The organism is Clostridium sp. AM42-4 (genome assembly GCF_003480105.1).
In the GTDB taxonomy this organism is placed as follows: Bacteria; Bacillota; Clostridia; order Lachnospirales; family Lachnospiraceae; genus Brotaphodocola.
Genome location: NZ_QUIK01000004.1, coordinates 129,767 through 154,997 on the forward strand (window position 1 = coordinate 129,767; position 25,231 = coordinate 154,997).

At 51.4% G+C, this 25,231-nt stretch carries 20 protein-coding genes; 4 read left to right on the forward strand and 16 right to left on the reverse strand.

Translation table 11 applies throughout. From position 1 onward, the window contains the following. Positions 1-76 precede the first annotated feature (76 nt). The 14 genes from DW922_RS04735 to ssnA form a co-directional block, all read right to left on the reverse strand. The gene (locus DW922_RS04735) at positions 77-313 is read right to left on the reverse strand and encodes a DUF3343 domain-containing protein (RefSeq protein ID WP_118544300.1); all 237 of its coding nucleotides are present in this window, start codon (positions 311-313) and stop codon (positions 77-79) included. Between the two features lies 1 nt (position 314). Next, a complete protein-coding gene (locus DW922_RS04740; RefSeq protein WP_118544301.1) occupies positions 315-1,460 on the reverse strand; it encodes an aminotransferase class V-fold PLP-dependent enzyme in 1,146 nt (381 codons plus the stop codon). Then, positions 1,457-2,065 (reverse strand): sulfurtransferase-like selenium metabolism protein YedF, encoded by a 609-nt coding sequence (gene yedF, locus DW922_RS04745; RefSeq protein WP_118544302.1) that lies wholly within the window; start codon positions 2,063-2,065, stop codon positions 1,457-1,459. Before yedF ends, DW922_RS04740 begins: the two co-directional genes overlap by 4 nt. A 56-nt stretch (positions 2,066-2,121) precedes the next feature. Further along, positions 2,122-3,156 (reverse strand): selenide, water dikinase SelD, encoded by a 1,035-nt coding sequence (gene selD / locus DW922_RS04750; protein WP_118544303.1) that lies wholly within the window; start codon positions 3,154-3,156, stop codon positions 2,122-2,124. Positions 3,157-3,229: 73 nt separating this feature from the next. After that, a complete protein-coding gene (locus DW922_RS04755; protein ID WP_118725977.1) occupies positions 3,230-4,396 on the reverse strand; it encodes a M20 family metallopeptidase in 1,167 nt (388 codons plus the stop codon). 89 nt (positions 4,397-4,485) lie between these two features. Then, entirely contained in the window at positions 4,486-5,901 is a 1,416-nt protein-coding gene (gene hydA, locus DW922_RS04760) for a dihydropyrimidinase (RefSeq protein WP_118725978.1), read from the reverse strand. A gap of 169 nt (positions 5,902-6,070) precedes the next feature. After that, on the reverse strand, positions 6,071-7,012 hold the full coding sequence (gene arcC, locus DW922_RS04765; RefSeq protein WP_118708838.1) for a carbamate kinase: 942 nt from the start codon (positions 7,010-7,012) through the stop codon (positions 6,071-6,073). A 239-nt stretch (positions 7,013-7,251) separates the two neighbouring features. Further along, positions 7,252-8,448 carry a knotted carbamoyltransferase YgeW gene (ygeW, locus tag DW922_RS04770; protein WP_118718919.1) on the reverse strand — a complete coding sequence of 399 codons (1,197 nt, stop codon included), beginning with the start codon at positions 8,446-8,448 and terminating at the stop codon, positions 7,252-7,254. Between the two features lie 92 nt (positions 8,449-8,540). Beyond that, the gene (locus DW922_RS04775; protein WP_118708894.1) at positions 8,541-9,917 is read right to left on the reverse strand and encodes a YgeY family selenium metabolism-linked hydrolase; all 1,377 of its coding nucleotides are present in this window, start codon (positions 9,915-9,917) and stop codon (positions 8,541-8,543) included. 68 nt (positions 9,918-9,985) lie between these two features. Then, entirely contained in the window at positions 9,986-11,200 is a 1,215-nt protein-coding gene (dpaL, locus tag DW922_RS04780) for a diaminopropionate ammonia-lyase (protein WP_118725979.1), read from the reverse strand. Positions 11,201-11,358: 158 nt separating this feature from the next. Then, complete coding sequence (gene xdh / locus DW922_RS04785) at positions 11,359-13,938, reverse strand: selenium-dependent xanthine dehydrogenase (protein ID WP_118725980.1); 2,580 nt, start codon at positions 13,936-13,938, stop codon at positions 11,359-11,361. A gap of 62 nt (positions 13,939-14,000) precedes the next feature. After that, on the reverse strand, positions 14,001-14,537 hold the full coding sequence (locus DW922_RS04790) for a 4Fe-4S binding protein (protein ID WP_118725981.1): 537 nt from the start codon (positions 14,535-14,537) through the stop codon (positions 14,001-14,003). A gap of 100 nt (positions 14,538-14,637) precedes the next feature. After that, positions 14,638-17,631 carry a putative selenate reductase subunit YgfK gene (gene ygfK / locus DW922_RS04795; RefSeq protein ID WP_118725982.1) on the reverse strand — a complete coding sequence of 998 codons (2,994 nt, stop codon included), beginning with the start codon at positions 17,629-17,631 and terminating at the stop codon, positions 14,638-14,640. Positions 17,632-17,758: 127 nt separating this feature from the next. Beyond that, a complete protein-coding gene (gene ssnA / locus DW922_RS04800; protein ID WP_118725983.1) occupies positions 17,759-19,099 on the reverse strand; it encodes a putative aminohydrolase SsnA in 1,341 nt (446 codons plus the stop codon). Positions 19,100-19,239: 140 nt separating this feature from the next. Between ssnA and DW922_RS04805 the strand changes: the two genes are divergently transcribed. After that, positions 19,240-19,932 (forward strand): helix-turn-helix transcriptional regulator, encoded by a 693-nt coding sequence (locus tag DW922_RS04805; RefSeq protein WP_118725984.1) that lies wholly within the window; start codon positions 19,240-19,242, stop codon positions 19,930-19,932. A gap of 38 nt (positions 19,933-19,970) precedes the next feature. Here the strand turns inward: DW922_RS04805 and DW922_RS04810 are convergent, their stop codons facing one another. Both DW922_RS04810 and DW922_RS04815 read right to left on the reverse strand, forming a co-directional pair. Next, a complete protein-coding gene (locus DW922_RS04810; RefSeq protein WP_118542124.1) occupies positions 19,971-21,302 on the reverse strand; it encodes a solute carrier family 23 protein in 1,332 nt (443 codons plus the stop codon). Between the two features lie 443 nt (positions 21,303-21,745). Continuing rightward, on the reverse strand, positions 21,746-22,591 hold the full coding sequence (locus DW922_RS04815; RefSeq protein ID WP_118718915.1) for a DegV family protein: 846 nt from the start codon (positions 22,589-22,591) through the stop codon (positions 21,746-21,748). A 247-nt stretch (positions 22,592-22,838) separates the two neighbouring features. Here DW922_RS04815 and DW922_RS04820 point away from each other — a divergent pair, with 247 nt between their 5' ends. The 3 genes from DW922_RS04820 to pcp all read left to right on the forward strand — a co-directional run bounded on the left by DW922_RS04820 (position 22,839) and on the right by pcp (position 25,185). Next, the gene (locus tag DW922_RS04820; RefSeq protein WP_347560268.1) at positions 22,839-23,522 is read left to right on the forward strand and encodes a DUF969 domain-containing protein; all 684 of its coding nucleotides are present in this window, start codon (positions 22,839-22,841) and stop codon (positions 23,520-23,522) included. Between the two features lies 1 nt (position 23,523). Further along, entirely contained in the window at positions 23,524-24,453 is a 930-nt protein-coding gene (locus DW922_RS04825) for a DUF979 domain-containing protein (protein WP_118725986.1), read from the forward strand. Between the two features lie 87 nt (positions 24,454-24,540). Further along, positions 24,541-25,185, forward strand: coding sequence for a pyroglutamyl-peptidase I (pcp, locus tag DW922_RS04830; RefSeq protein WP_118718913.1), 645 nt, complete (start codon positions 24,541-24,543; stop codon positions 25,183-25,185). The last annotated feature ends 46 nt before the right edge of the window (positions 25,186-25,231 follow it).

Sequence of the window (25,231 nt, forward strand, 5' to 3'; positions counted from 1 at the left end):
AGAAAATGAGATAAAAATGCGCATCTTCGCGGAACATTTTTATTTCTCAGGATGCAATTTCCCGTGAAGCACGGAATCAGAGCATCAGTTCCGTGATCAGTTCCCATGTAATCTCCTGTTTTTCCATTTCCTGCTGCAGGGCTTCTCTCGCCTCCAAAGGCGCCATGAAACACAGTCCGCAGCCAGCGGAAATGGCACTGGGAAGCGGAATGATCCGGCCCGGAAGTCCTGCTTCCTTCATGGCTTTCTCCATGCGGATGGCCATGACCGTGTCGCGAAACGTAATGATCAGATGAAGTTCTTTTTTCAGCATCTTATCCCTCCCAGGCCAGGATCCGCATGGCTTTTACGGCCTCCTGTACTTCTTCCATGGTATTAAAATGGGAAAAGCTGAAGCGCACCGCTCCCTGCTTTCCGGTTTTGAGTGCTTTATGCATGAGCGGCGCACAATGACCGCCGGAGCGGACTGCTATATCAAACCGCTGCATCAGCTCATCGGCAACTGCGGCAGAATCATAATCTTTCAGGTTCAGCGTCACGACCGGAGTCCGGAGTGCAGCTTCAAAATCTCCGTAAACCTGAATCCCCGGCAGATTCCGCACTCCCTCATAAAAGGCACGCGCATACGCATCTGCCTGCCTGAAGATGGCATCGGTTCCCTTCTCCAGAACGTATTCCACTCCGGCCAGAAGACCTGCGATCCCAGGCATGTTCAGCGTTCCTGCTTCCAGGAGTGTTGGCATCTCATCCGGCTGTTCTTTGTCAAACGTGCGGATTCCCGTGCCGCCCACACGAAACGGTTTCAGTTTCACGCCTTCCCGCACACAGATCCCGCCCATTCCCTGGGGTCCTAAAAGTCCCTTATGACCGGAAAAACACAGCACATCGATCTGCATCCGCTCCATATCAATCGGAAGAAGACCTGCACTCTGGGCTGCGTCCACCACAAATAAAGTGCCATTTTCATGGCAAAGTGAGCCAAGCTTTTCCAGGTCGTTCACATTGCCGGTCAGATTCGAGGCATGGGTACAGACCAGTGCTTTGGTATCCGGCCGGATACTTCCCTGCAGAACATCCAGGCACAGCCGCCCCCGTTCATCACAGGGAACGATGGTCAGCTCCACGCCCTCTTTTTCTTTCCGGTACAGAGGACGCAGCACGGAATTATGCTCCATCTGCGTCGTGATCACATGGTCTCCCGGCTCAAACAACCCCTGGATGGCCATGTTCAGACTGTCCGTTGCATTCATGGAAAATGCCACCTGGTTCGGATGCGGATACCCAAACAGTTCTCCCAGGCGGCTTCTCGTCTCCACGGCCAGACGCAGTGCCTGCAAAGATGCCTCATTGCTTCCCCGCGCTGCATTGCCGACACTGCCGGAAACCAGGACCTTATAAACGGCATCGGCCACCGTCTCCGGCTTGTGCAGAGAGGTGGCCGCATTGTCCAGATAGATCATGGCCGTACAACCAGGTCAGCTTCTGCCATGGTCTGTGCGATCACATACATGTTGGTGACACCGCCAACCTGTAATTTTTCGGTCAGTCCATAGTAGTTTAAGCAGGTACCGCAGGTCAGAATCTGCACGCCTGCTGCTTCCAGCTTCTTCAAATCTTCGATGGAATCGGAGCCTTCGCAGGTCAGCTTTGCACCGCCGTTGTAGAATAAAATCGTATCCGGCAGAGTCTCAAGCTGGGTCTGGGCAAATAAAAATCCTTTGATGAGGACCTTACCAAGCTCTTCATTGCCCTCGCCCATATGATCTGCAGTCACGGCAACTACTGTTTTTTTCTTAGCCGGTACCAGGCAGCTGTCTGCCGGGATCTCTTCGGCAGATTTCTCCTGACCGCTCACATGAAGGACCACCTTCCAGGTTTTCTCTTCCGTTTTGGAGGACTCTGCGCCATATCCCATCTGACCAGCCATCTTCTCCAGGTTCTGTACCGCGATCTCGTTATCTACGAGAACCTCTACGTCACCTGCACCATTTAAATTTTTGATTGCCTCTTTCGCTTTCATTAACGGAATCGGGCAAACATCGCCTCTTGCATCTACAGTTGTCATCGTTTTCTTCCTCTCCTTCTGTTATCGTTCATGCTGCTTTCCATCCTGCCTGCTTCCTATAGCACCGTGATCTCCTTCTGAAATCCGGCATCTCCCGGCTGGATCATTCTTCCCACGATCTGTGCCGGAAGTCCAGCCTCTTTTAATTCCTGTAAGAGCGCTTTTCCTTCCTCCTGCGGCACTGCAAACAGCAGCCCGCCGGAAGTCTGCGGGTCAAATAAAATTTCTTCTAACGGGAACGGGACACCTTTAAAGTCCACAAACGAGCCTACATGATTGCGGTTTCGCTGCCCGGCAGCCGTGATCATAAAGTTTTCCGCATGGGTGTATGCCTCTTTGATATACGGAATACTTAACGTGTCCACCACAGCCCACAGACGCTTGTCCAGCATTTCATGCAGATGACCCAAAAAGCTGAATCCGGTCACGTCCGTACAGGCATGTACCGTATACCGTTTGGAAATGGCCGCCGCATATTTGTTCAGCGTAGTCATGGAAGCTATCGCCTCTGCCATGGCTTCTTTTGATGCCACTCCCACGCGGTTTGCGGTGTTCATGATCCCGACACCCAGCTTTTTCGTCAGGATCAGCACATCGCCTGCCTGTCCGCCATTATTTTTATAGATCCGGTCCGGATGTACGACACCGTTGACGGAAAGTCCGTACTTCACATCCTTGTCATTGATGGAATGTCCGCCGCAGAGCACAGCTCCGGCCTCAACCACCTTCTCCGAACCGCCCCGCATGATCTCTCCGAGCACATTTAAGTCCTCATCCTGCGGGAAACATACAATGTTTAAAGCACTGATGACCTCGCCTCCCATGGCGTACACATCGCTCAGCGCATTTGTGGCCGCGATCTGGCCAAACACATAAGGATCTTCCAGCATTGGCGGAAAGAAATCCAGAGTCTGCACCACAGCCACGTCATCGCTGACGCGGTAAACGGCAGCGTCATCGCTGCTGTCAAACCCGACCAGCAGGTTTTTATCCGGTGCGCCGCGCTCGATCCGGCTCAATACCCGCTCCAGAATATCCGGTCCAAGCTTCGCCGTACAGCCGCCGCTGCTGCAAAATAAACCTCCTGCCATGCCATGCCTCCTTTTCGGAATTTTATAAATCTCATGATAGCACATGGATATTTATCTGTCCACTGACTTTTCCTTACGCCCACAGCCAGCGTTCCACCAACACTTCATACACTTTCTGGCACCGGCGGATATCTGCCTCATCCACGTACTCATCGGCCTTGTGTGCCATAGCAAGGGTGCCAGGTCCGTAAGAAAGGCAGTTACAGTTTCCGGTCATTCCGGCAATGACCGCCGTATCGGTGTAACCCGGAAATGCAGAAACCACCGATGCTTTTCCGGTTGCTGCTTCTACGGCTGCCTTGAGACATGCCAGCAGCTTTGCATCTTCATGATGTGCGATCGGCGGGCGGTTTCCGGTAACTTTTATTTCTGCCTGTAATCCCGGGATTTCCTTTGCCGCATCCTCTGCGGCAGCTTCCAGAAGTGCCTTCACATCCCCGATGTGATAAGGCGGAACCACACGCATATCCACAGACACCTTACATTCTGCCGGAACCTGATACGGATGGACGCCGCCCTGGATCTCGCCGAACACGATCGTGGATTTTCCCAGGAACGGGTCTTCCTTTAATTTCTTCATCCGATTGCGGGCGGAAGCCAGCAGATATGCCATTCCTGCGATCGCATCCATACCCTGCTCCGGACGGCTTGCATGAGCCGCCTTTCCATGCATGGTGACTTCAAACCAGTATCGTCCCTTGTGGGCAGTCTGAATCTCACCGTCTGTCGGCTCGGTATCCATTACCAGGCTGTCTTTCGTCACCCAGCCAAGCTCGATGACACGCTCCGCACCGGTCATGTCCCCTTCTTCATCACAGGTTCCGATCCACTTTAAGGTACGCTCCGGAACTTTGCCGGTGTCCTTCCTCTGCGCTGCTGCCTCCAGAAATGCACAAAGGGCAGACGCCAGGCCGGATTTCATATCGCAGGAACCACGGCCAAAGAAACGACCATCTTTCCCATCCTCTCCCAGTGGATTCTTTGTCCAGCCACCGGCGACCGGAACGGTATCCATGTGACAGATAAACACCAGTTCTTCCTTTGTTTCTCCCGGAAGGACCGCCATCAGGACCGGACGTCCATCCTTCGTGTAATCCTTTTTCAGTTCTCCGCACTCCGGGAGTGCTGCCTTGATCTCCTGCTCCAAAAATCCGGCGATCTCATGCTCTTCTTTTCCCGGATTTGTGCTCTCAATACCGACTAATTTCTTCGTCCATGCCACTGCATCCGTATTCTGCATGTCTGTGCTTCCTTTCTTTCCGCTTTTTGCGGGCTGTATCCGTCTCCGGGGCTTTTCCAAGGCTCCGGACCAGATCTTCTAGTTTTACCTTATTCTGCCAGAGAGCTCGTTCCCCGCTTCAGATACTGTCCTTCCCCGCGTGTTCCGGTAAAAGTGCCATCCGAAACAATCTCATGGCCACGCAGGAATACCTTCTCGATCGCACCAGTCACCTTCCTGCCCTCATAGCAGGTGTAGTCTGCGTTGCCGTGCATCTTCTCCGTGGTAATGGTCCACTCTTTTTTCGGATCGATGAGTACCAGGTCTGCATCGGAACCTGCCTGGATGGTACCCTTCCTTGGATACAGGCCTGCGATTCTCGCCGGGTTGGTGCAAAGGTAATGCACCAACTGCGGGATTGTCAGGTGTTCTCCCTTTACTGCCTCAGAAAACATCAGCGGCAGACGTTCCTCCACACCCGGAGCTCCGCTCGGGCACTGGGTAAAGTCTTTCGCGCCCTGCTGCTTTTGTTTGGCAAAGGTAAATGGGCAGTGGTCAGTCGCAACTGCATCCAGTTCCCCATCCTCCAGCGCCTGCCAGAGCGCCGCATTATCCTCTTTCTTTCGAAGCGGCGGTGCCATGATCGCCTTTAAGCCCTCCTGATCATCTGCGTAGCGGTCATCTGTCAGAAACAGATACTGCGGACAGGTTTCCACGCCAAAATGCTTCTGTCCGCGTCTTCTCGCACGGCGCACTTCCATGAGTCCCTGTTTGCTGGATAAATGTACAACATAAACCGGTGCTTCCCCTGCTGATTCTGCCAGATACAGGAAACGGTTCACGGCCTCAGCCTCAGTCTCGGCCGGACGGCTGAGCGGCTGGTAGCGCGGCTGGGTGTGCCCCTCCTTCACAAATTTTTCCCGGTAATAGTTCACCATACCGTCATTCTCACAATGGGAAGCGATCAGAATGCCATCTTTTTTCGCCTGGGTTAAAATCTGCATCAGTTCTTTATCGTTCAGTCCGTAGCCGTAGGTCATGTACACCTTAAAACTGGTGATGCCCTCTTTTTTTGCAATCTCGCCCATCTCTTCCAGTACCTGCGGATTTACATGCTGGAACACTCCGTGGAAACCATAGTCTACCACGGCGTTGCCATCTGCCAGCTTATGATATTCCCTGACCTGATGCCACAGGCTGCAGTCCTTTGGTCCGAATGCCATGTGATCCACAATGGAGGTGGTGCCGCCGCAGGCAGCTGCAATGGTTCCAGTGTAAAAATCGTCAATGACGCGGGCGATCCCCACATCCAGATCCATGTGGGTATGGATGTCTACCGCTCCCGGTAAGACATACTTTCCAGATGCATCAACGATTTCAATCTCTGCATCTGCCGAACCCAGTTTGCTCTCATGTTCCGCAAGACCAGTCCCGATTTCACGGATCACGCCGTTTTCGATCAGAATATCCGCTTCATAGACACCGCTCTCGGTGCAGAGCATTCCGTTCTTCACTATCGTTTTCATCGTTTTCTTCACTCCTATTTCTATGCGAAAATCTTTCGGTTTTACCCCTGTATGCAACTTTAACCGCAAGAGCGGACAGACCACTCCTGCGGTTATTTCGTTGCTTTGCATATCGAGGAGGCGCCAGTGGCGCGTCCGCTGATTGCTTTGCATATTGTATCTGTGTTATTTACTGGTGAATTCTGGTACCGGTCAGACCGTTGATACCATCTTTTGCTTTTTCAAGCAGGGTGATAAGAGACTCGCGTCCCGGTGCAGACTCTGCAAATGCGACAGCAGCCTGTACCTTCGGAAGCATGGAGCCCGGTGCAAACTCACCAGCCTCGATATACTTCTGTGCAGTCTCCGGAGTCAGCTCAGACAGCCACTCCTGATCCGGCTTGCCGAAATGAACGGCAACCTTCTCCACTGCGGTTAAGATGATCAGGCAGTCTGCATTTAACTGCTCTGCCAGCTTCTCTGCTGCAAAGTCTTTATCGATGACTGCTGCAGCACCCTTTAAGTGATGACCCTCGGTTACGAATACCGGGATACCGCCGCCGCCGCAGGCAACAACTACATAATCATTTTCTACCAGATTGCGGATGGTGTCAATTTCGATGATAGACTGTGGCTTCGGGGAAGCAACCACACGGCGGTAGCCGCGTCCTGCATCCTCTACAACCTTGTAGCCCTGCTCTGCAACCATCTTGTCAGCCTCTTCCTTGGTCATAAATGCACCGATCGGCTTGGTCGGGTTCTCGAATGCCGGATCCTTTGCATCGACCTCTACCTGGGTCAGGATGGTGGTGCAGCCCGTGGTGATACCGCGGTCTAACATTTCCTCGCGCAGCGCATTCTGAAGGTCATAACCGATGTAGCCCTGGCTCATAGCCACACATACAGACAGCGGGCACGGAATATATTTTTCCGGATTGGAACGGGTCAGCTCAGACATGGCATTCTGGATCATGCCAACCTGCGGTCCGTTTCCATGTGCGATTACCACTTCATTTCCAGCCTCGATCAGATCTACGATCGCGGAAGCCGTTTTCTTTACTGCGATCATCTGCTCCGGCAGGTTATTCCCCAATGCATTGCCGCCAAGAGCGATTACAATTCTTTTTCCCATAATATAATCTCCTGAAGTCCGCCTTCTCCTACGGACTATATTTCTTATTGTTCATTTTCAAAGCAGTGATGGCAGCCCGTTTAAGGACTGCCACCGCTTTTGCTGCATCGCATGTCAGGGAGACGCCAGTGGCGCATCCGCTGACAGAGCAAGTTGTTGTATAAAAAGGGGGTGTACCCAATTTACTGATGTAACATAACCCGTCACCTTACCGGTTACAGTACTGCCGTGTTGGCAGATTAAGCCATATGTCTCTCGGTTGCTTTCTCAGCCAGCTTTGCAAGAGTCTCCTGCGGGCACTGCTGTTTTGCAAGCAGGATCATAGCTGCGATGATGTATGGCTTGTAGCTTGCCTCTTTGTACAGAGGAGTACGATAGCGGTCGAATACAGATGCCTCTACCTCGCCGTCCTTGCAGGATACGTCGTTGATATCAGCCGGTAAGCAGTGCAGGTACAGAGCCTTGCCATCCTTGGTGGTAGCCATTAACTCTTCGGTGCAGCACCAGTCTTTGTGCTCTGCGTTCTGAGCCAGCAGCTCTTTCTCCAGAGCCTTGATGCCGTCGGTGTCGCCCTCAGCGTAGAGGTTGGTTCTCTTCTCCATAGCTGCGAACGGAGCCCAGCTCTTCGGATATACGATATCAGCATCCTTGAATGCCTCTGCCATGGAATTAGTCTTGGTGAAGCTGCCGCCGGTCTTCTCAGCGTTCTTACGTGCAACTTCCTCAACCTCCGGCATTACCTCATATCCTTCCGGATGAGCCAGAACAACATCCATACCGAATCTGGTCATCAGGCCGATAACACCCTGCGGTACGGAAAGCGGTTTGCCATAGCTTGGGGAGTAAGCCCAGGTCATAGCTACCTTCTTACCCTTTAAGTTCTCAACGCCGCCGAAGGTGTTGATGATGTGAAGCATATCAGCCATACACTGGGTCGGATGGTCGATATCGCACTGTAAGTTAACCAGGGTAGGTTTCTGCTCCAGAACGCCGTCTTTGTGACCCTCGGTTACTGCATCTACTACATCATGCATGTACTTGTTGCCCTTGCCGATGTACATATCATCACGGATACCGATAACGTCTGCCATGAAGGAGATCATGTTAGCGGTCTCACGAACGGTCTCACCATGAGCGATCTGGCTCTTGCCCTCGTCCAGATCCTGAACTTCAAGACCCAGCAGGTTGCAGGCAGATGCGAATGAGAAACGGGTACGGGTGGAGTTATCACGGAACAGGGAAATGCCCAGACCGGACTCAAATACTTTGGTAGAGATGTTGTGCTCTCTCATGTAGCGCAGAGCGTCAGCAACGGTGAAAACAGCCTCGATCTCGTCGTCGGTCTTCTCCCAGGTCAGGAAGAAATCGCCCTCGTACATATCTTTAAAGTTCAGTTTGTTCAATTTGTCAATGTAACCCTGTAATACTTTGTCCATTTTGATCTCCTTCTTTTCACATGTGAAATTATTATTTTGATGCGGTCAGCGCAGCATGGCGCTGACCTGCCGGTTACTGAAATAATATCAGATTATTTGATATCGTTGTTGGTCTTGCCTGCACGGAACTGGGAAATGTCATCCGTTTTCTTGGAAGCATCGTACAGGTTTGCTGCTGCTACATACATAGCTGCGCATCTTACAAGGTCATCTTTGTAGGTGATCTCGTTCGGAGCATGAGCCTGGCTCTCAGCGCCCGGGCCAAAGCCTACGCACGGAATGCCGTAACGTCCCTGGATTGCAACACCGTTGGTGGAGAAGGTCCACTTATCGATCAGCGGACGGTTGCGGAGCTCCTTGGTGGAATCCGGTCCCATACGCTTGTCGCCGAACAGTGCAACATGAGCATCGTACAGAGCCTGTACATGTGCTGCGTTCTCTTTGTTGATCCAGGTCGGGAAGTAGCACTCGGTCTCATATACTTCGCCGGTCCATGACGGACGGTCGTACATGTACATGGAAACCTCTACGTCATCGCCATATTTCTTTACGCTCGGCAGCTGACGGATCTCTTCCAGACAGGAATCCCAGGTCTCGCCTGCAGTCATACGGCGGTCAACAGAGATTGCACAGCTGTCTGCTACTGCACAGCGGCTCGGAGAGGTATAGAAAATCTGGGAAACGGTGCAGGTTCCTCTTCCAAGGAACTGAGCGTCCTCGTAGTGCTCCGGATTGTATTTCGGGCTCAGCATCTTTACCAGACCCTTGATGTCGGTATCTTCGTCGCAGCCGTTGTTATTCAGTGCGCGGATATCGGAAATGATGTCAGCCATCTTGTAGATTGCGTTAGAACCACGCTCCGGTGCGGAACCATGGCAGGAAACGCCCTTTACGTCTACACGGATCTCCATACGTCCGCGATGTCCACGGTAGATACCGCCATCGGTCGGCTCAGTAGAGATTACGAACTCCGGAACGATCTTGTCCTTGTTGTAGATGTACTGCCAGCACATACCGTCGCAGTCCTCTTCCTGTACGGAACCAACGATCATGATCTTGTAGCCCTCCGGAATGAGGTTTAAATCCTTCATGATCTTTGCGCCGTAAACAGCACTTGCCATACCGCCTTCCTGGTCGGAACCGCCGCGGCCGTAGATGATCTCGTCAGTCTCGTAGCCCTCGTACGGATCTGCTTCCCAGTTGTTGATGTTGCCGATACCTACGGTATCAATGTGGGAATCGATTGCGATGATCTTATCGCCTTCGCCCATCCAGCCGATTACGTTGCCAAGACCGTCTACTTCTACTTTATCGAAGTTTAATTTCTCCATCTCAGCCTTGATGCATGCTACAACTTCCTTCTCCTCGCAGCTCTCGCTCGGATGAGAGATCATGGCTCTCAAAAATGCAGTCATATCTGCACGGTATCCTTCTGCTGCTGATTTGATCTTTTCAAAATCAAGTCCCATTGTTTTACCCTCCTGGATTATATATGTTCTTGTTATTAGGTTCTTAACTGTCTGTATCCCGTTCCTGATTACTCAGCAGTCGGATACTCGCCGCCCCATACGATCTTTTTGTACTTGTCCGGATCGGTGTCTCCCTCGGTAGAGAACATCAGTACCTTACTGTCGCGGTTCAGCTCTAATGCATCGCGCAGCTCTTTGTATTCGTCGTCCTGCATGATGGTAGAGATCACACCCATACCAACAGCTCCGGACTCACCGGATACAACCTTCGGATCTCCCTTAACCGGAGCAGCCAGCATTCTCATACCCTTTGCTGCTACCCAGTCCGGGCAGGAAACGAATGCGGATACATGGTTTCTTAAGATATCCCAGCCGATGATGTTCGGCTCACCGCATGCAAGACCGGCCATGATCGTCTGAAGGTCACCGCCAACGATGCGCGGCTCGCCGTCTCCTGCAACTGCACCCTTATACAGGCATGCTGCAGCGCCAGCTTCCATAACAACGAATTTCGGCGGATTCTCCGGATACAGGTTGGTGAAGTAACCAACCACTGCACCTGCAAGGCTTCCGACACCTGCCTGAACGAATACGTGGGTCGGACGGTTTACAGAAACCTCACGCAGCTGCTCTGCAGCCTCGCCTGCCATGCTTCCGTAACCCTGCATGATCCATGCCGGGATCTCCTCATAGCCTTCCCATGCGGTATCCTGAACGACTACACCGTGCGGGGTTGCTTCTGCCTCAGCTGCTGCCATACGTACACAGTCGTCATAGTTGACTTCCTCGATGGTTACCTTAGCGCCCTCTTTTGCGATGTTGTCGAAGCGGGTCTTGGTGCTGCCCTTCGGCATATGTACAACTGCCTTCTGGCCCAGCTTGTTTGCTGCCCATGCAACGCCTCTGCCGTGGTTTCCGTCAGTAGCGGTAAAGAAGGTAGCCTGGCCAAACTCCTCACGGAATTTCTCGCTGGTCAGATAATCGTATGTCATCTCGGACACATCACGTCCCATCTCACTTGCGATGTAGCGTGCCATTGCGAAAGAACCGCCCAGCACCTTAAATGCGTTTAAGCCAAAGCGATAGCTCTCGTCCTTTACAAACAGACCGCCAAGGCCAAGACCCTCAGCCATACCGTCCAGCTTTGCGAGCGGGGTGATGGAATACTGTGGGAAGCTCTTGTGGAACTCACGCGCCTGTTTGATATTCTCAATGCTCATAACAGGCAGGCACTTGTCTTCGCTTTTCGGCATCTTGTTCAATGCCCAAAGAATTTTCTCCATGTTTACTCTCCTGACAAACTTTTTGTATTTGTTCAAACTTTTTGTTTGTTTCTATAGCTATCATAACACATTCTGGCTCTATGTCAAGTATGTACAAAACTTTTTTTCATTTTTTTCTCATTTTGTTCATCTATCATAAAACCAGAATGCGTGAAAACCTATTTCTTCCTATAATATGTATCTTCTAACGGAAGGGACTTGCGGAACTTATGGTCCAGTGCATAATATGCGCCCTGGATCGCCGGTGCCGTCGGGATGGTTGCGATCTCGCCGATTCCCTTTGCTCCGTATGCCACACCAAGGAGTTCATCCTTCTCCACGTAAATGGCATGGATATCCGGGATCTGGGTGGAACGCAGAAGTCCCAGCGTGCCATACTTCACCTGCGGAACGCAGTCCTTTAACGGCCAGTCCTCCGTAAGTGCGTAACCCATACCCATGAGCACACCGCCCTCGATCTGGCCCTGAATGGAGATCGGGTTTACGACCTTTCCGGAATCGTGTGCGGCATAAACCTCTTTGACTTTTCCTTCGTCATCCAGGATCACGACATGGGTTGCGTAGCCATATGCGATGTGGCTCTTCGGGAACGGAACATCTGCGCCCAGCTTATCGGTCGGCTCAAAGTATTCATAGAAGAAATCGCGGCCTTCCAGCTTGCTTAAGTCTCCGCCAACCTCATCCATTGCCTCTTTTAACAGGGCAGAGGCACCGCGGACTGCCTCACCGGAAAGCAGCGTCTGGCGGGAACCAGATGTCGTTCCGGAATCCGGCGCATTCTCCGTGTTCGCTACCGCATTGCGGATCTTAGAAAGCGGAAGCCCGGTTGTCTGTGCTACAGCCTGGCAGAATACCGTCAGACATCCCTGGCCGATATCCGAAGCCGCGCAGTAGATCACGCAGACTCCATCCTCGATCACCAGTCTCGCACGGCCCTTATCCGGAAGTCCGACACCAACGCCTGCATTCTTCATGGCACAGGCGATTCCGGCATGATCCATATTCTTCTCGTAGACATCCTTCACCGCCTCCAGAGTCTCTTTCAATGCGGTGGAACAGTCTGCAATCTGTCCGTTCGGAAGAACCTTTCCAGGTTCGATGGCATTGCGGTAACGGATCTCCCACGGGGTAATGCCGACCTTCTCTGCCAGCACATTGATCAGGGATTCCAGTGCAAACTCACTCTGGCATACGCCAAAGCCGCGGAACGCACCGGCCGGCGGGTTATTGGTATAGTAACCATAGCCGCGGATGTCTGTGTTCTGGTAACAGTATGGACCCACGGAATGGGTGCAGGCACGCTCCAGAACCGGTCCGCAAAGAGATGCATAAGCTCCGGTATCGAAGTTGATCTCACAGTCCAGTCCGGTGAAAATACCGTTTTCGTCACAACCCAGCGTAAAGGTTCCTTCCATGGCATGACGCTTCGGATGGAAGAACAAAGATTCCTGGCGGCTGAACTTTGCCTTTACCGGAATCTGGTATTTCCAGGCAGCCAGTGCTGCGATATGCTGGACGGAAACATCTTCTTTTCCACCAAAACCGCCGCCGATCAGCTGGTTTTCCACCACAATACGCTCCGGCTCCCAGCCAAACATAATGGCAGTCTCTTTTCTCGTATCAAACGCACCCTGATCGGTGCTTAAGATCTTGATGCCGTCCTTATAAGGGAATGCGATCGCGCATTCCGGCTCCAGAAATGCATGCTCCGTAAACGGAGTACGGAAGGAATCGGTTACCGTGTATTTGGACTCGGCAAGTGCTTTTGCCGCATCTCCGCGCACCACGTGGCGGGTCTGGCAGAGGTTTCCCTTCGAATGCACCTTCGGTGCGTCTTCCCGCTTTGCATCTGCAATGCCTCTTACCGGCTCCAGTTCTTCATAATCGATCTTAACCAGCTTCTTGGCCTTATTTAAAATGTCTTCATTCTCAGCTACTACAAGGCAGATCGCATCGCCCACGCAGCGGGTAATATCTCCCTCTGCGATCATGACATCCCAGTCCTGCTGAATGTGTCCGACCTTATTGTTCGGAACATCGGCAGCAGTCAGCACACCAAGTACACCCGGAAGCGCTTCTGCTTTGGATGCGTCGATCTTTAAGACGCGGGCCCGCGGATATTTGCTGCGGACTGCAGAGACATACGCCATATTGTCCATGACGATATCATCCGGATATTTGCCGTAGCCTAAAACCTTCTTCCGGACATCCACACGGAATGCGCGCTGGCCGACACCGTAAACATCGCCCTTTTCCAGATCTTCATCGATAGCGGCATCTCCCCGGAGAATGGCTGCAACCAGCTGGATTCCTTCGATGATCTTTTTGTAGCCGGTACAACGGCAGATATTTCCCCGCAGGGCATATTTAATATCCTCTTCCGTCGGATTTAAATTTTTCTGCAGCAGCGCCGTACCTGCCATGACCATTCCCGGAATACAGAATCCGCACTGCACGGCTCCCACCGAGCCAAATGCGTATACAAATGCATCCTGCCATTCCTCGCTCAAGCCTTCTACGGTCAGAATGTTTTTCCCAACTGCTTTCCGGGTAGTCAGTACGCAGGACTTGACTGCTTTTCCGTCAATGACGATGGTGCAGGTACCGCAGGCACCCTCACTGCAGCCGTCCTTTACAGAAAACAGATGCAGATCGTCCCGCAGAAACCGAAGCAGCGGTTTATCTTCCTCCGTGCGCTGCACGCTGCCGTTTACTGTAAACTCAAATACTTCTCCCATTGATTTTCCTTCTCCTGTTCTAATTCGTTGCTGCTTAGGCGTTGCGCAAACAGCAGCTCTCATTACTTTGCCGCAAAGATACCGTCTGCATCATGGATCACTCCGCGCGGACATTTCGTCGCGCACATGCCGCATGCAATGCATTTTTCCCGGTCGATCACTGCATGGAAACCGATCACATGGATTGCATCGGACGGACAGTATTTTTCACAGATCTTACAGCCGATACAGCTGGACGTACATGCCTTTCCGGCTTCTGCCGCTTTCTGTTCATTGGAACATTTCGGCTGAATGGTTCCCTCCGGTGCCTCCAGACGGATCAAATGCTTCGGACAGGCCTTGACGCAAAGTCCACATCCGACACAAATTTCCCGATCAACCTCGGCAACTCCTTTTTCATTGATGGAAAGTGCATGCAGCCTGCAGGCTGCCACACAGCTTCCTCCTCCTAAGCATCCATAGCTGCAGCTTAGGATCCCATCGGGATACTGTTCCATGATCTGGCTGCAGTCCTTCGGCAGCGATGCACGGTCAATGCCTTCGTTCAGTCTTGCCCCGCCTGCACAGTGAACCACTGCAATATGTTTCTTTCTTTTCATGTAAACCCCTAACTCCTTCTTGCGCTGCCATGCACGTAAGGGGTGCACGGCAGCGGATAAATTCCCGAAAAACAGCTTCCAGGTCCTATGTGATTTCAAATTAGCGGATCAGGTATGCGTAATCCTTTAATACGGTACGGATCACTGCCACTGCATCTGCAGGCAGATCTGTCTCCTGTGCAACATCAACGGTCTCAACCTTGCCATCCAGACGAACCTTCACCTGAGTTCCATCAAGCACCAAAAAGCCCTCGTTGGTGCTGTCAAGGAAGTCCTCTTCCGTCCAGTATAAAGTGAATTTATCTTTGTAAGGTCTTCCTCCCTTGTACGGGCAGAATACTTCGCAGTTGCCGCACTCATTACACATGCCATCCACATGGATGATCTGTGCTTTGCACTTGCCAGGTACATGGATCGCCACGTTTGCACGGTTCGGGCAGACATCGGTACATACCTCACATACCGTCGGACAGCCTAAGCAGCGGTCATCCGGAGTCTTCCCGGTATCTCTGCTCTGAACACCCTTCTTTGCGGTGTAGAGTTTCTCGTCTGCTGCAACGTTCTCTTCTGCATACTTGTCATAGCTGATGCCTGCGATGGCTGCTGCAGCCTTAGCGGAATCTGCGATGGCCTCAACAACGGTAGCCGGTCCTCTTCTGGAATCGCCGACTGCGTATACGCCAGCCTCGGTAGTCATCATGTTTGCGTCTACAACCGGACGGCCCTTTGCGTCCATCTCTACGCCAAGCTCTGCGTACAGGGTGGTGTCGATGGTCTCACCGATTGCTGCGATGATGGTGTCTGCCGGATACTCTTCGGTTCTGCCGGTGTCGACCGGAGATCTTCTGCCGGAAGCGTCCGGAGCGCCAAGCTCCATAACGGAACATTTCAGTTTGCCGTTCTCTGCGCCAACCGGAGCAAGAAGCTCTAAGAACTCTACGCCATCCTCGATCGCTAACTGTAACTCTTCCTCATCTGCCGGCATGTAACGTTTGGTTCTGCGGTAGATCAGGCGGACATGTTCTACACCCGGAATGCGTTTTGCTGCTCTTGCAACGTCCATCGCGGTGTTGCCGCCGCCAAGAACCACTACATCCTTGCCGATATTCATGGATGCGCCGTTCTTCTTCGCCTCCATTAAGAACTCCAGGGCATCGGTTACTTCGCCGTATGCAAGCGGGGATCTGCCCGGCTTCCATGCGCCGATGGAAACGATGACATCGGTGTAGCCCTCTGCCTTTAATGCCTTTACAGAGGTAACCTCTGCGCCAAGCTTAAACTCTGCACCGTAAGCCTTGCACAGTTCTACGTCTTTGTCGATGGAATCTGCGGAGATACGGAACTCCGGAATCACGTTGCGTACCACGCCGCCCAGCTGCTCTTTGCGCTCAAATACGGTTACAGCTACACCTGCACGGGACAGGAAGGTAGCTGCTGCCAGACCTGCCGGGCCGCCGCCGATGATGGCAACCTTCTTGCCAGCTACGGAACCCTCAGCCTTCAGAGCCGGAAGGATCTCGTTATATGCCTGGCTTGCTGCTGCCAGCTTGGTCTCACGGATATGTAAGGTCTCCTCATAGTAGTTGCGCATGCACTTGTCGCCGCAGTGATGCGGGCAGATCGTACCGGTGATGAACGGAAGCGGGTTGCGCTCTAAGATGATCTCAAGAGCTTTCTTTGCATCGCCATCTACCATAGCCTGTAAGTAAGCCGGGATATCCTGCTCGATCGGGCAGCCATTGCGGCACGGTGCGTTGAAGCAGTCAAACAGCGGAAGCTTCTTATCTACATGACGCTCTGGAAGCGGTTTCACCGGTTTTTTGTACATTGCCTTTGCTTCTACGCCGTCATCGATGGCTGCCAGTGCTGCTACGTTTACACCGGAGAAGCGCTCGCTGCCGCATTCCATAAGCTCGTCTGCGATCTGGCTCATTCTCTGGTATCCACCCGGCTTTAAGATGTTGGTAGCCATGGTGATCGGCCAGATACCTGCCTCAAACAGCTCTTTGATGTTCTCGATGGTTGCGCCGCCGGAGTAGGAGATACGCAGCTTGCCCTGGAACTCATCGGTCAGAAGGCGTGCTACATGGATACTTAACGGGAACAATGCGCGTCCAGCCATGTACATCTCGTTGCTCGGAAGCTCGTTTCTGGTTACGTCTACCGGGAAGGTGTTTGTGATCTTCACGCCGAACTCCAGCCCCTTCTCCTGGCAGAGGTCATACAGTCTGTGCAGCATCGGAACTGCGTCAGCCCACTGCAGATCCTCTAAGAAGTGATGATCGTCGAAAGCGATGTAATCGAATCCAAGACCATCCAGACGTTTTCTTGCGTACTCATAACCAAGAAGAGTCGGGTTGCACTTGATGAAGGTGTTTAAGTGCTTCTCTGTGATCAGGTAGGTTGCGATACGCTCAATCTCTGCTGGCGGGCAGCCGTGCAGGGTGGACTCGGTGATGGAGTTGGAAACGTTGGAGCTGATGTTTCTGATGTACTCCTCATCTACGTTCTTGAACTCGTTCACGTGCTCTAATGCCCAATTGATGCACTCTTTGAAGACTTCGGTATCCTTTGCCTCAATCATATCGTTGATGTACTTGTCAACCTTCGGGGACTTGATGCCCTCCAGGTCATAACCAACGGACATGTTGAATACGAAGCCATCCGGATCGCCAAGTCCATACTCTTTTGCGATCAGCTTACATGCAACCCATGCTTTTACGTACTCCGCGTATGCCTGCGGAACGTACAGCTCGGTAGACCACTCACAGTTGTAGCACTCATCCCCTGCAATGATACACGGGCGGTTGATGCATGCTGCCAGTTCTGCGCCATCCATGACCTGAACGGTCTTTAACTCGAAGAAACGGGAGCCAGCCGCATAAGCTGCTACAATGTTCTGTGCCAGCTGGCTGTTCGGGCCTGCTGCCGGACCAAACGGAGATTCGATCTTCTCTTCAAAGATCGGCAGTGCCTGTCCGTTCTCATGTTTTACAAGTTTCTCGATGCCGAAGATGCTCTTTTTCTGCTCATACTCGGACATGATCCAGTGCATCAGGTGATCGATCGTCATTGGTCTCATAATTTCGCTCATGTTATCCTCCTGCCGGAAGCCATTTGTTTAACCCTTGCTTCCTTATATATGTTTTTGCATGATTTATTTTGTATGGCCAACACAGTCATCTGTGCTGACCGGATCAAACGTTGTTTCTGTTTCCAGATTAATATACTCTGTGGTTTAATTTGCCCCAGAGCTTTTTACTCTGCTCCATGGTCCATGCGTTGATCTTGTCCTCATCCAGGTTTACAAACTCTCTGTCTTTATAGAGAACCTTACCGTTGATGATGGTGGTACGGCAGTTCTTGCCTTCCATGCCAAAGATCATGTGGCCGTCGATATTCTCATCAGAGAACGGGGTGAATGGCTTGTAGTCCATAATGATGACATCGGCTGCTGCACCCTCTTTTAAGATGCCAAGCGTCTTGCCGAAATATTTCTCAGCGATAATGCGGTTATTCTCAAACTGCATCTTCACATCCTCACACCATGCTACGTTCGGCAGCATTGCGTTATGACGCTGGATGGTTAAGAATGCCTTCATGCTCTCTAACATGTCGTGGGTGTAAGCATCGGTACCCATACCAACCGTGATTCCCTTAGCCATCATCTGCAGAACCGGGGAGCAGCCTACGGCGTTGCCCTGGTTGGACTGCGGGTTGTTGACTACCATGGTACCGGTCTCCTTGATGATATCCATCTCAGCCGGGCTGATGTGGATGCAGTGGCCAAGCATGGTCTTTTCGCCCAGAATGCCGTTGTACAAAAGACGGTTTACCGGACGGCAGCCGTAATTTCTCAAGCTGTCATAAACATCGTTCATGCCCTCGGCTACATGGATATGGAAGCCGGTCATGCCGTTATTGGCTTCTACCATCTTCTCGAAGGTCTTATCCGAAATGGTAAACAGGGCGTGTCCGCCGAACATCGCCTTGATCATGCTGTCGTCAGCATCTTTCGCCCACTTCGCAAAATCCGCATTTTCTTTGATGCTCTGTGTGGTCTTCTCCTCGCCGTCACGCTCGGAAACCTCGTAGCAGAGGCAGGAACGGATGCCTGCTTCTTTTACGACATCGCGGATCGCGAACAGGGAACCCGGGATCTCTCCAAAGCTTGCATGGTGGTCGAAGATCGTGGTCACGCCATCGCGGATACTGTCTAACACAGTTGCCCATGCACAGGCTCTGGTTCCGTCTAAGTCGAGCTGGCGGTCAATTGCCCACCAGGTGCCTTCCAGCACTTCCAGGAAGTTGGTCGGGTTGTTTCCAACGATGGAAAGGCCGCGTGCCAGACCAGAATAAATGTGGGTGTGCGCATTGATCAGACCAGGCATGATCACACCGCCGTGGGCATCCACAAACTCTGCTTCCGGATACTTCTGTTTCATATCCTCAAAGCTTCCTACCTCTTTGATATTCTCCCCATCGGTTACGACCGCACCATTCTCCAGGTACGGATTTGCATGGTTTCTTGTGATAACTCTTCCGTTTCCTATAAGTAACATTAATATACCTCCTGCTATAAATTAGTTAATTTAATCATTTCTTCTTGCATTCTGTTTTTTGGCTTGTTATAATAATTAACGCCAAACAAATTGTATGATTGACTTATTTCCTGTCATTCACTATCAGAAAGGAGCGAACCATGGATAAAAACACCATTGATTTTTACACCCGCCTGGCCCACGGCCTCGCTGCCCAGTTCGGTTCCAACTGCGAGATCGTCGTACACGATCTGGAAAGCAATGATGTGGAGCACTCCATTGTTGCCATTGAAAACGGCTACATCAGCGGCCGGCAACTCGGCGATGGTCCTTCTCACATTGTTCTGGAATCCTTGCAGAACGGAGAAAAACACACCGAAGACAAACTTGCCTACTTAACCAAGACCAAGGATGGAAAAATTTTAAAATCCAGTACCATTTACATTCGCAATCCCAAAGGAAAGATCACCGGGATTCTGAGCATCAACTACGATATCACCATTCTGCTGGCAGCACAGACCCATATCCAGAGCCTGACTGCTACCGCTTCCAATGATTCGGAAGACTCCGGTCCGGAGACCGTTTCCATGAATGTTACTGACCTTCTGGACGAACTGATCGACCAGGCATTTAAACGCATCGGCAAACCTGCCGCTGTTATGACCAAGGACGATAAAGTTCAGTTTATCCGTCTTTTGAACGACGCCGGTGCATTCCTCATCACAAAATCCGGCCAGCGTGTGTGCCAGATCTTATGCATCTCCAAGTTCACACTCTATAGTTACTTAAACGAGATCAAAGCCGAAGAAGAAGCTTCTGATTCCTCTAAAACAAAAGCCGAACAGGATTCTTAACTGTTCGGCTTTCTTTGTGTCTCTTATCATCCCAGATCTTATTCTTCCGGCGGAAGCGTCAGATTTAAGATGATCGCCATGATCGTTGCCACTACCACGGACGAACTTCCAAATACGGTGTTGATCCACGCCGGGATTCCAGGGCCCTGCAGGCATCCGGATACCTGGGTAATACCAACGCCAAGTGCTACTGACATACCAACTACGGTAGTCTTTCTTGCAGTCATGCCATCTTTGGTGAACAGACGCACACCGGTCATTGCGATCTGCGCAAATACGGAAAGCGTAGCGCCGCCGATTACACACTGCGGAATGGTGGTCAGTGCTGCAGAGAGGCCAGGAATCAGGCCTGCTACCAGAAGCACTGCTGCAGATACCGCGAAGATCACGCGGTTTACTACTTTGTTCATGGTTACGATGCCCACGTTCTGGCTGTAGGAAGCTGTCGGCAGTGCTCCGAAGAACGCGCCTACGATACTTGCAACACCCTGAACCAGGATACCGCCCTGAAGCTCATTGTCTGTCGGGACACGATCCATACCGCCTACGGTCGTAGAGGTAAGATCACCGATCGTCTGCACTGCATTGACTGCGTACACGATAGCCAGGGAAGCACAGGCTGCCGGAGCAAATTCAATTTTGAAGTGCATCAGCTGTGGGAATGCCACAACAGAGGTGGTATTCAGCACATTGGTGAAATCCACCATGCCCAGAAACAAAGATACTACATAACCAACGATGATACCGAAGAAAAGGGAACCCAGCTTCAAAACGCCCTTTGTAAAGTTGTTCAGGAATAAAACAACTGCAAATGTTAAAAGCGCAATGAACCAGTTCTTTAAACCACCGAATTCCGGATGTCCGGAACCGCCTGCCATATAACGGATTGCCGTCGGATACAGGGAAAGACCGATGGTAAAGATAACCGTACCGGTAACGATGTCCGGGAACAGTTTCCGGATCTGCTTTACAAAGACCGCGAAAACGATTGCGACAACACCGCCAACAATCTGCGCGCCCATAATCGCGCCAATGCCAAACTCACCGCCGATGGCAGTCAGAGTCGGTACGTAAGCAAAACTGGTACCCATGATAACCGGAAGTGCCGCACCAATTTTATGGAACAGCGGAAACAGCTGCAAAAATGTCGCCAGCGCGGTGAAAATAAGCGCTGCCTGGATCATCATGGTCTTCTCCTCATCGGTCAGACCGCATACCCCTGCGATGATCATGGACGGTGTGATAACACCGACGATTGCTGCCAGAACGTGTTGTAAACTTAACGGAATCAGCTTGGATGTTTCCGGTGCTTTTCCATAAAAGTCAAACAATACGTTCCCGTTTCCGGTTTCTTTTGTTTTCTCCTTCATGCTTTTTTTGAGGTACAAACGAACGGGACTGTTCATTCTGTCCGTAGCAACAAAAGAAACAGATATTCAGCTTGAGCAACGAGTCCGGCCCCCAACCAGACTTCAGTCCGTCTGCGCCTCCCCTCCTTACTTTTTTTTATTTTTGCTAAATATATTTTTGCTAACTTCATCATAACATATTATTAGGGAAATGCAAGTGTTTTATATAATTTTTTCTCAAATTCGTCTGTTTTTTTGTGCTCATTGTATACCAGCAACAGCCCGGATTGTTTTTTTTCGAGACATAACCTTACTTTTTGTACATTTTTCTACGATCAGCTTTTTTAATGGGGGAGATAAAAGAAAAAAAACAGGGGAAAAAGCTCCGGCAGACCAGTGGCTTCTTCGACCTGTTTTCTTATTTTTTTAATAACAGACAAAAATTGTATTATTTTGTTATGAATTTAACCAACTGCAAGGACAATTCCGCCGTCACCGGCATACACGGTTGCAACTCCGGCTGTATCTGTGATCACGATGTCCCGGTAATTGCCGCGTTTTTCCAGCTCTGCCTTCACCTGCAGCGCACGCTCCGGACAGTTCACGTGGGCGATCACCGCACGCTTTTCTTCCGGCTTTCCGGCACGTTTTGTAGCAAGCTCACACATACGGGCAAGGCCTTTTGCAATGCCACGCGCCTGATCCAGTTTAATAATAACGCCATGGTCTGCCCCCATGACCGGTTTGATATTTAATGCTGTCGCGAAAAATGCCTGCAGACCGGTGAGACGCCCATTCTTGCGCAGCGGCTCTAATGTATCGATGACAAAATACGTCTGCTGCTCATCGCGCATGGCCAGGATCCGCTTTGAGATTTCCTCAAAGCCAAGACCCTCCTCATACATATCGCAGATTGCAAGTGCCTCGTTGAGTTCCCCGGCTGAAGCCGATTCCGAATCGATGACAAGAATGTTCTTGCTTCCCACTCCATGCTCTTCCTCATAAAGCTGCTTTCCAAGCACTGCACTGTTATAAGTACCGCTCAAATGGCTGGACAGGGTAATGATATAAACATCATCTGCATCGCACTCACAGGCTTTCTTGAATGCCTCCGGAGAAGGACAGGCTGTCTTCGGGCAGTTTGGACTTGCCTTCACCATAGCAATAAATGCCTTCTGGTCAAATGTTTCATCGTCGATCACCATATGATCATCTACCTGAAGTGTCAGGGGAATCATTTCAAACCGCGGATCTTTTTTTAATTCCTCTGTCAGATCCAGGCAGCTGTCACCAAAAATCTTATAGCTCATATTCTTCCTCCGAATCCCGGCTGCCGTCCGTATCATTTACAGTCAGCAGCGTATACTCTATCTTACATGGTTTTTATTACTACTTATTATAGCATAGTTTACTGATAATGCAAGCAAGACCAGACATCCGAAAAATATCATTGTGACTTTTCCTTCCTTATGTTAAAATTTTAATATTGCTATGCACCCTGCTTCCCACACAGTCACATAGCACTTATAACATAAGGAGGATTTTTTCATGGAAGTTATCAAACTGATCGGTGTCCTGATCGTCATCGTCGGCTTTATCTTAAAGCTTGATACTCTTGCCGTTGTTGTCGTTGCCGGACTTGCGACTGGACTCGTAGCCGGTATGAGTCCGATGCAGATTCTTGACACACTCGGCACTGCATTCATCACGAACCGCACTGCCACCCTGTTCATTCTCACACTGCCGGTTATCGGTCTTTGTGAGCGAAACGGCTTAAAAGACAAGGCTGTGGACTTTATCACATCCTTAAAGAATGCAACAACCGGCCGCCTGATCGCCATCTGGCAGATCATCCGTACCATCGCCTCTGCATTTTCCCTTCGTATCGGCGGACATCCGCAGTTCATCCGCCCACTCATCAACCCAATGGCGCAGGCCGCTGCTGTGGTGCAATATGGCAAATTAGATGAGAAAACCGAGGATGCGATCAAGGGCATGTGTGCCGGCAGTGAAAACTACGGCAACTTCTTCGCACAGAACTGCTTCATGGGTTCATCTGGAACGCTTCTCATTGTCTCTACCTTATCGGAGCAGGGCTACCCGGTCGATGCCCTTCAGATTGCCGGACAGTCTGTTCCGGTCGCAGTACTTTCTGTGGTGGTAGGTGTGATCTACGCCCTGATCTTTGACCAGATCTTAAAACGCCGGTTCGCAGACCGGAAGAAACAGGAGGGAAAGTAATATGACCTGGACCGTAAGCACTATCGTTGCAGAAATCTTTTACTGCATCATCGGCCTTTTCTTCGTTTCCAACGGCGTTAAGGCATTAAAGGATCCGGACTGCGCTAAGCGTCATACCACTGCGCTGTTCTGGTTCATCCTGGCATTCACCTTCATCGTCGGAGCATATCTTCCGCGCTGGATCACCGGTGCCTGTGTGGTGCTGATGGCAGCACTCACCGCCTTCCGGCTGGTAGCTCCTTCCAAAAGCGATGTTCCAAGTGCCGGGGAAACCCGCAAGGCAGCTGACAAGATCGGTTACTCTGTATTTATCCCGCCGCTTACCCTGGCTGTCAGTGCAGTTCTGGTTGCAACCTTCTTAAAGGTTCTCGGTGCAAACAACGCCATCGGCATTTCCGGTGCGATCGCCCTGGTCGTAGCACTCCTGCTCTTTAAGACCAAGCCATCCTACGCAGTTACCGACGGAACCCGCCTGGTGGACAATGTCGGTGTCACCGGCATCCTGCCGCAGGTTCTGGCTGCACTTGGTTCCCTGTTCACCGCAGCAGGCGTCGGCGATGTCATCGCACACGGTGTCAGCGCAGTCATCCCGGCCGGCAACCTGTTCGCAGCAACCGCCGTTTACTGTATCGCCATGGCCCTCTTCACCATGATCATGGGCAACGGCTTTGCAGCCTTCTCCGTGATCACCGTTGGTATCGGTATCCCGTTTCTGATCGCCCAGGGCGCAAACCCGGTGGTAGTTGGTGCACTGGGACTGACTGCAGGCTACTGCGGAACCCTTATGACACCGATGGCTGCAAACTTTAACATTGTCCCGGTAGCTCTGCTGGAAACAAAAAGCAAATATGCGGTCATCAAATCCCAGCTTCCGGTGGCACTCACCATGCTGGTGCTCCATATCCTGCTGATGTATTTCCTGGCATTCTGACTGCCCTGCCGCTTTGGAATCATGATCCAAGATAGATTCACAAAATGCAGAACAGAAACACAATAGAAAGAAAGTGAGGGTTTTCTTATGAAACTTCTTTTAACCGCATTTGATCCCTTCGGCGGAGACAAGGTAAACCCGGCCCTGGAAGCCGTAAAGCTTGTATCCTCCCACGTTAATAACGTAGAGGTCGTAAAAGCAGAGGTTCCGACTGTATTCCGCAAATCCATCGCAACCGTTGCTGCTGCCATCGCAAAAGAAAAGCCAGATGCCGTACTCTGCATCGGCCAGGCAGGCGGCCGCTACGACATCACCCCGGAGCGCGTTGCCATCAATTTAGATGACGCACGCATTAAAGATAACGAAGGCAACCAGCCGATCGATCTGCCGATTTACGAGGACGGTGCCCCGGCATACTTCTCTGATCTGCCGATCAAGGCTATGGTACAGAACATCCGCGAGGCAGGACTTCCTGCCAGCGTTTCCAACACTGCCGGCACCTTTGTCTGCAACCACTTAATGTACGGTGTTCTCTACACCCTGGCAAAGGAATATCCGGGCGTACGCGGCGGCTTCATGCATGTTCCGTTTATCCCGGAGCAGGTCGTTGGCAGACCAGCACCGGCTCCGTCCATGAACCTGCAGGATATTGCCCGCGGCATCGAGGCAGCTATTTCCGCCATCGGAAAGTACGAAAACGATATCCAGACTGCCGAAGGACAGACACACTAAAGAATAATATTGATAACTTAACAGGCCCGTGAAAGTTGCCTTTGGC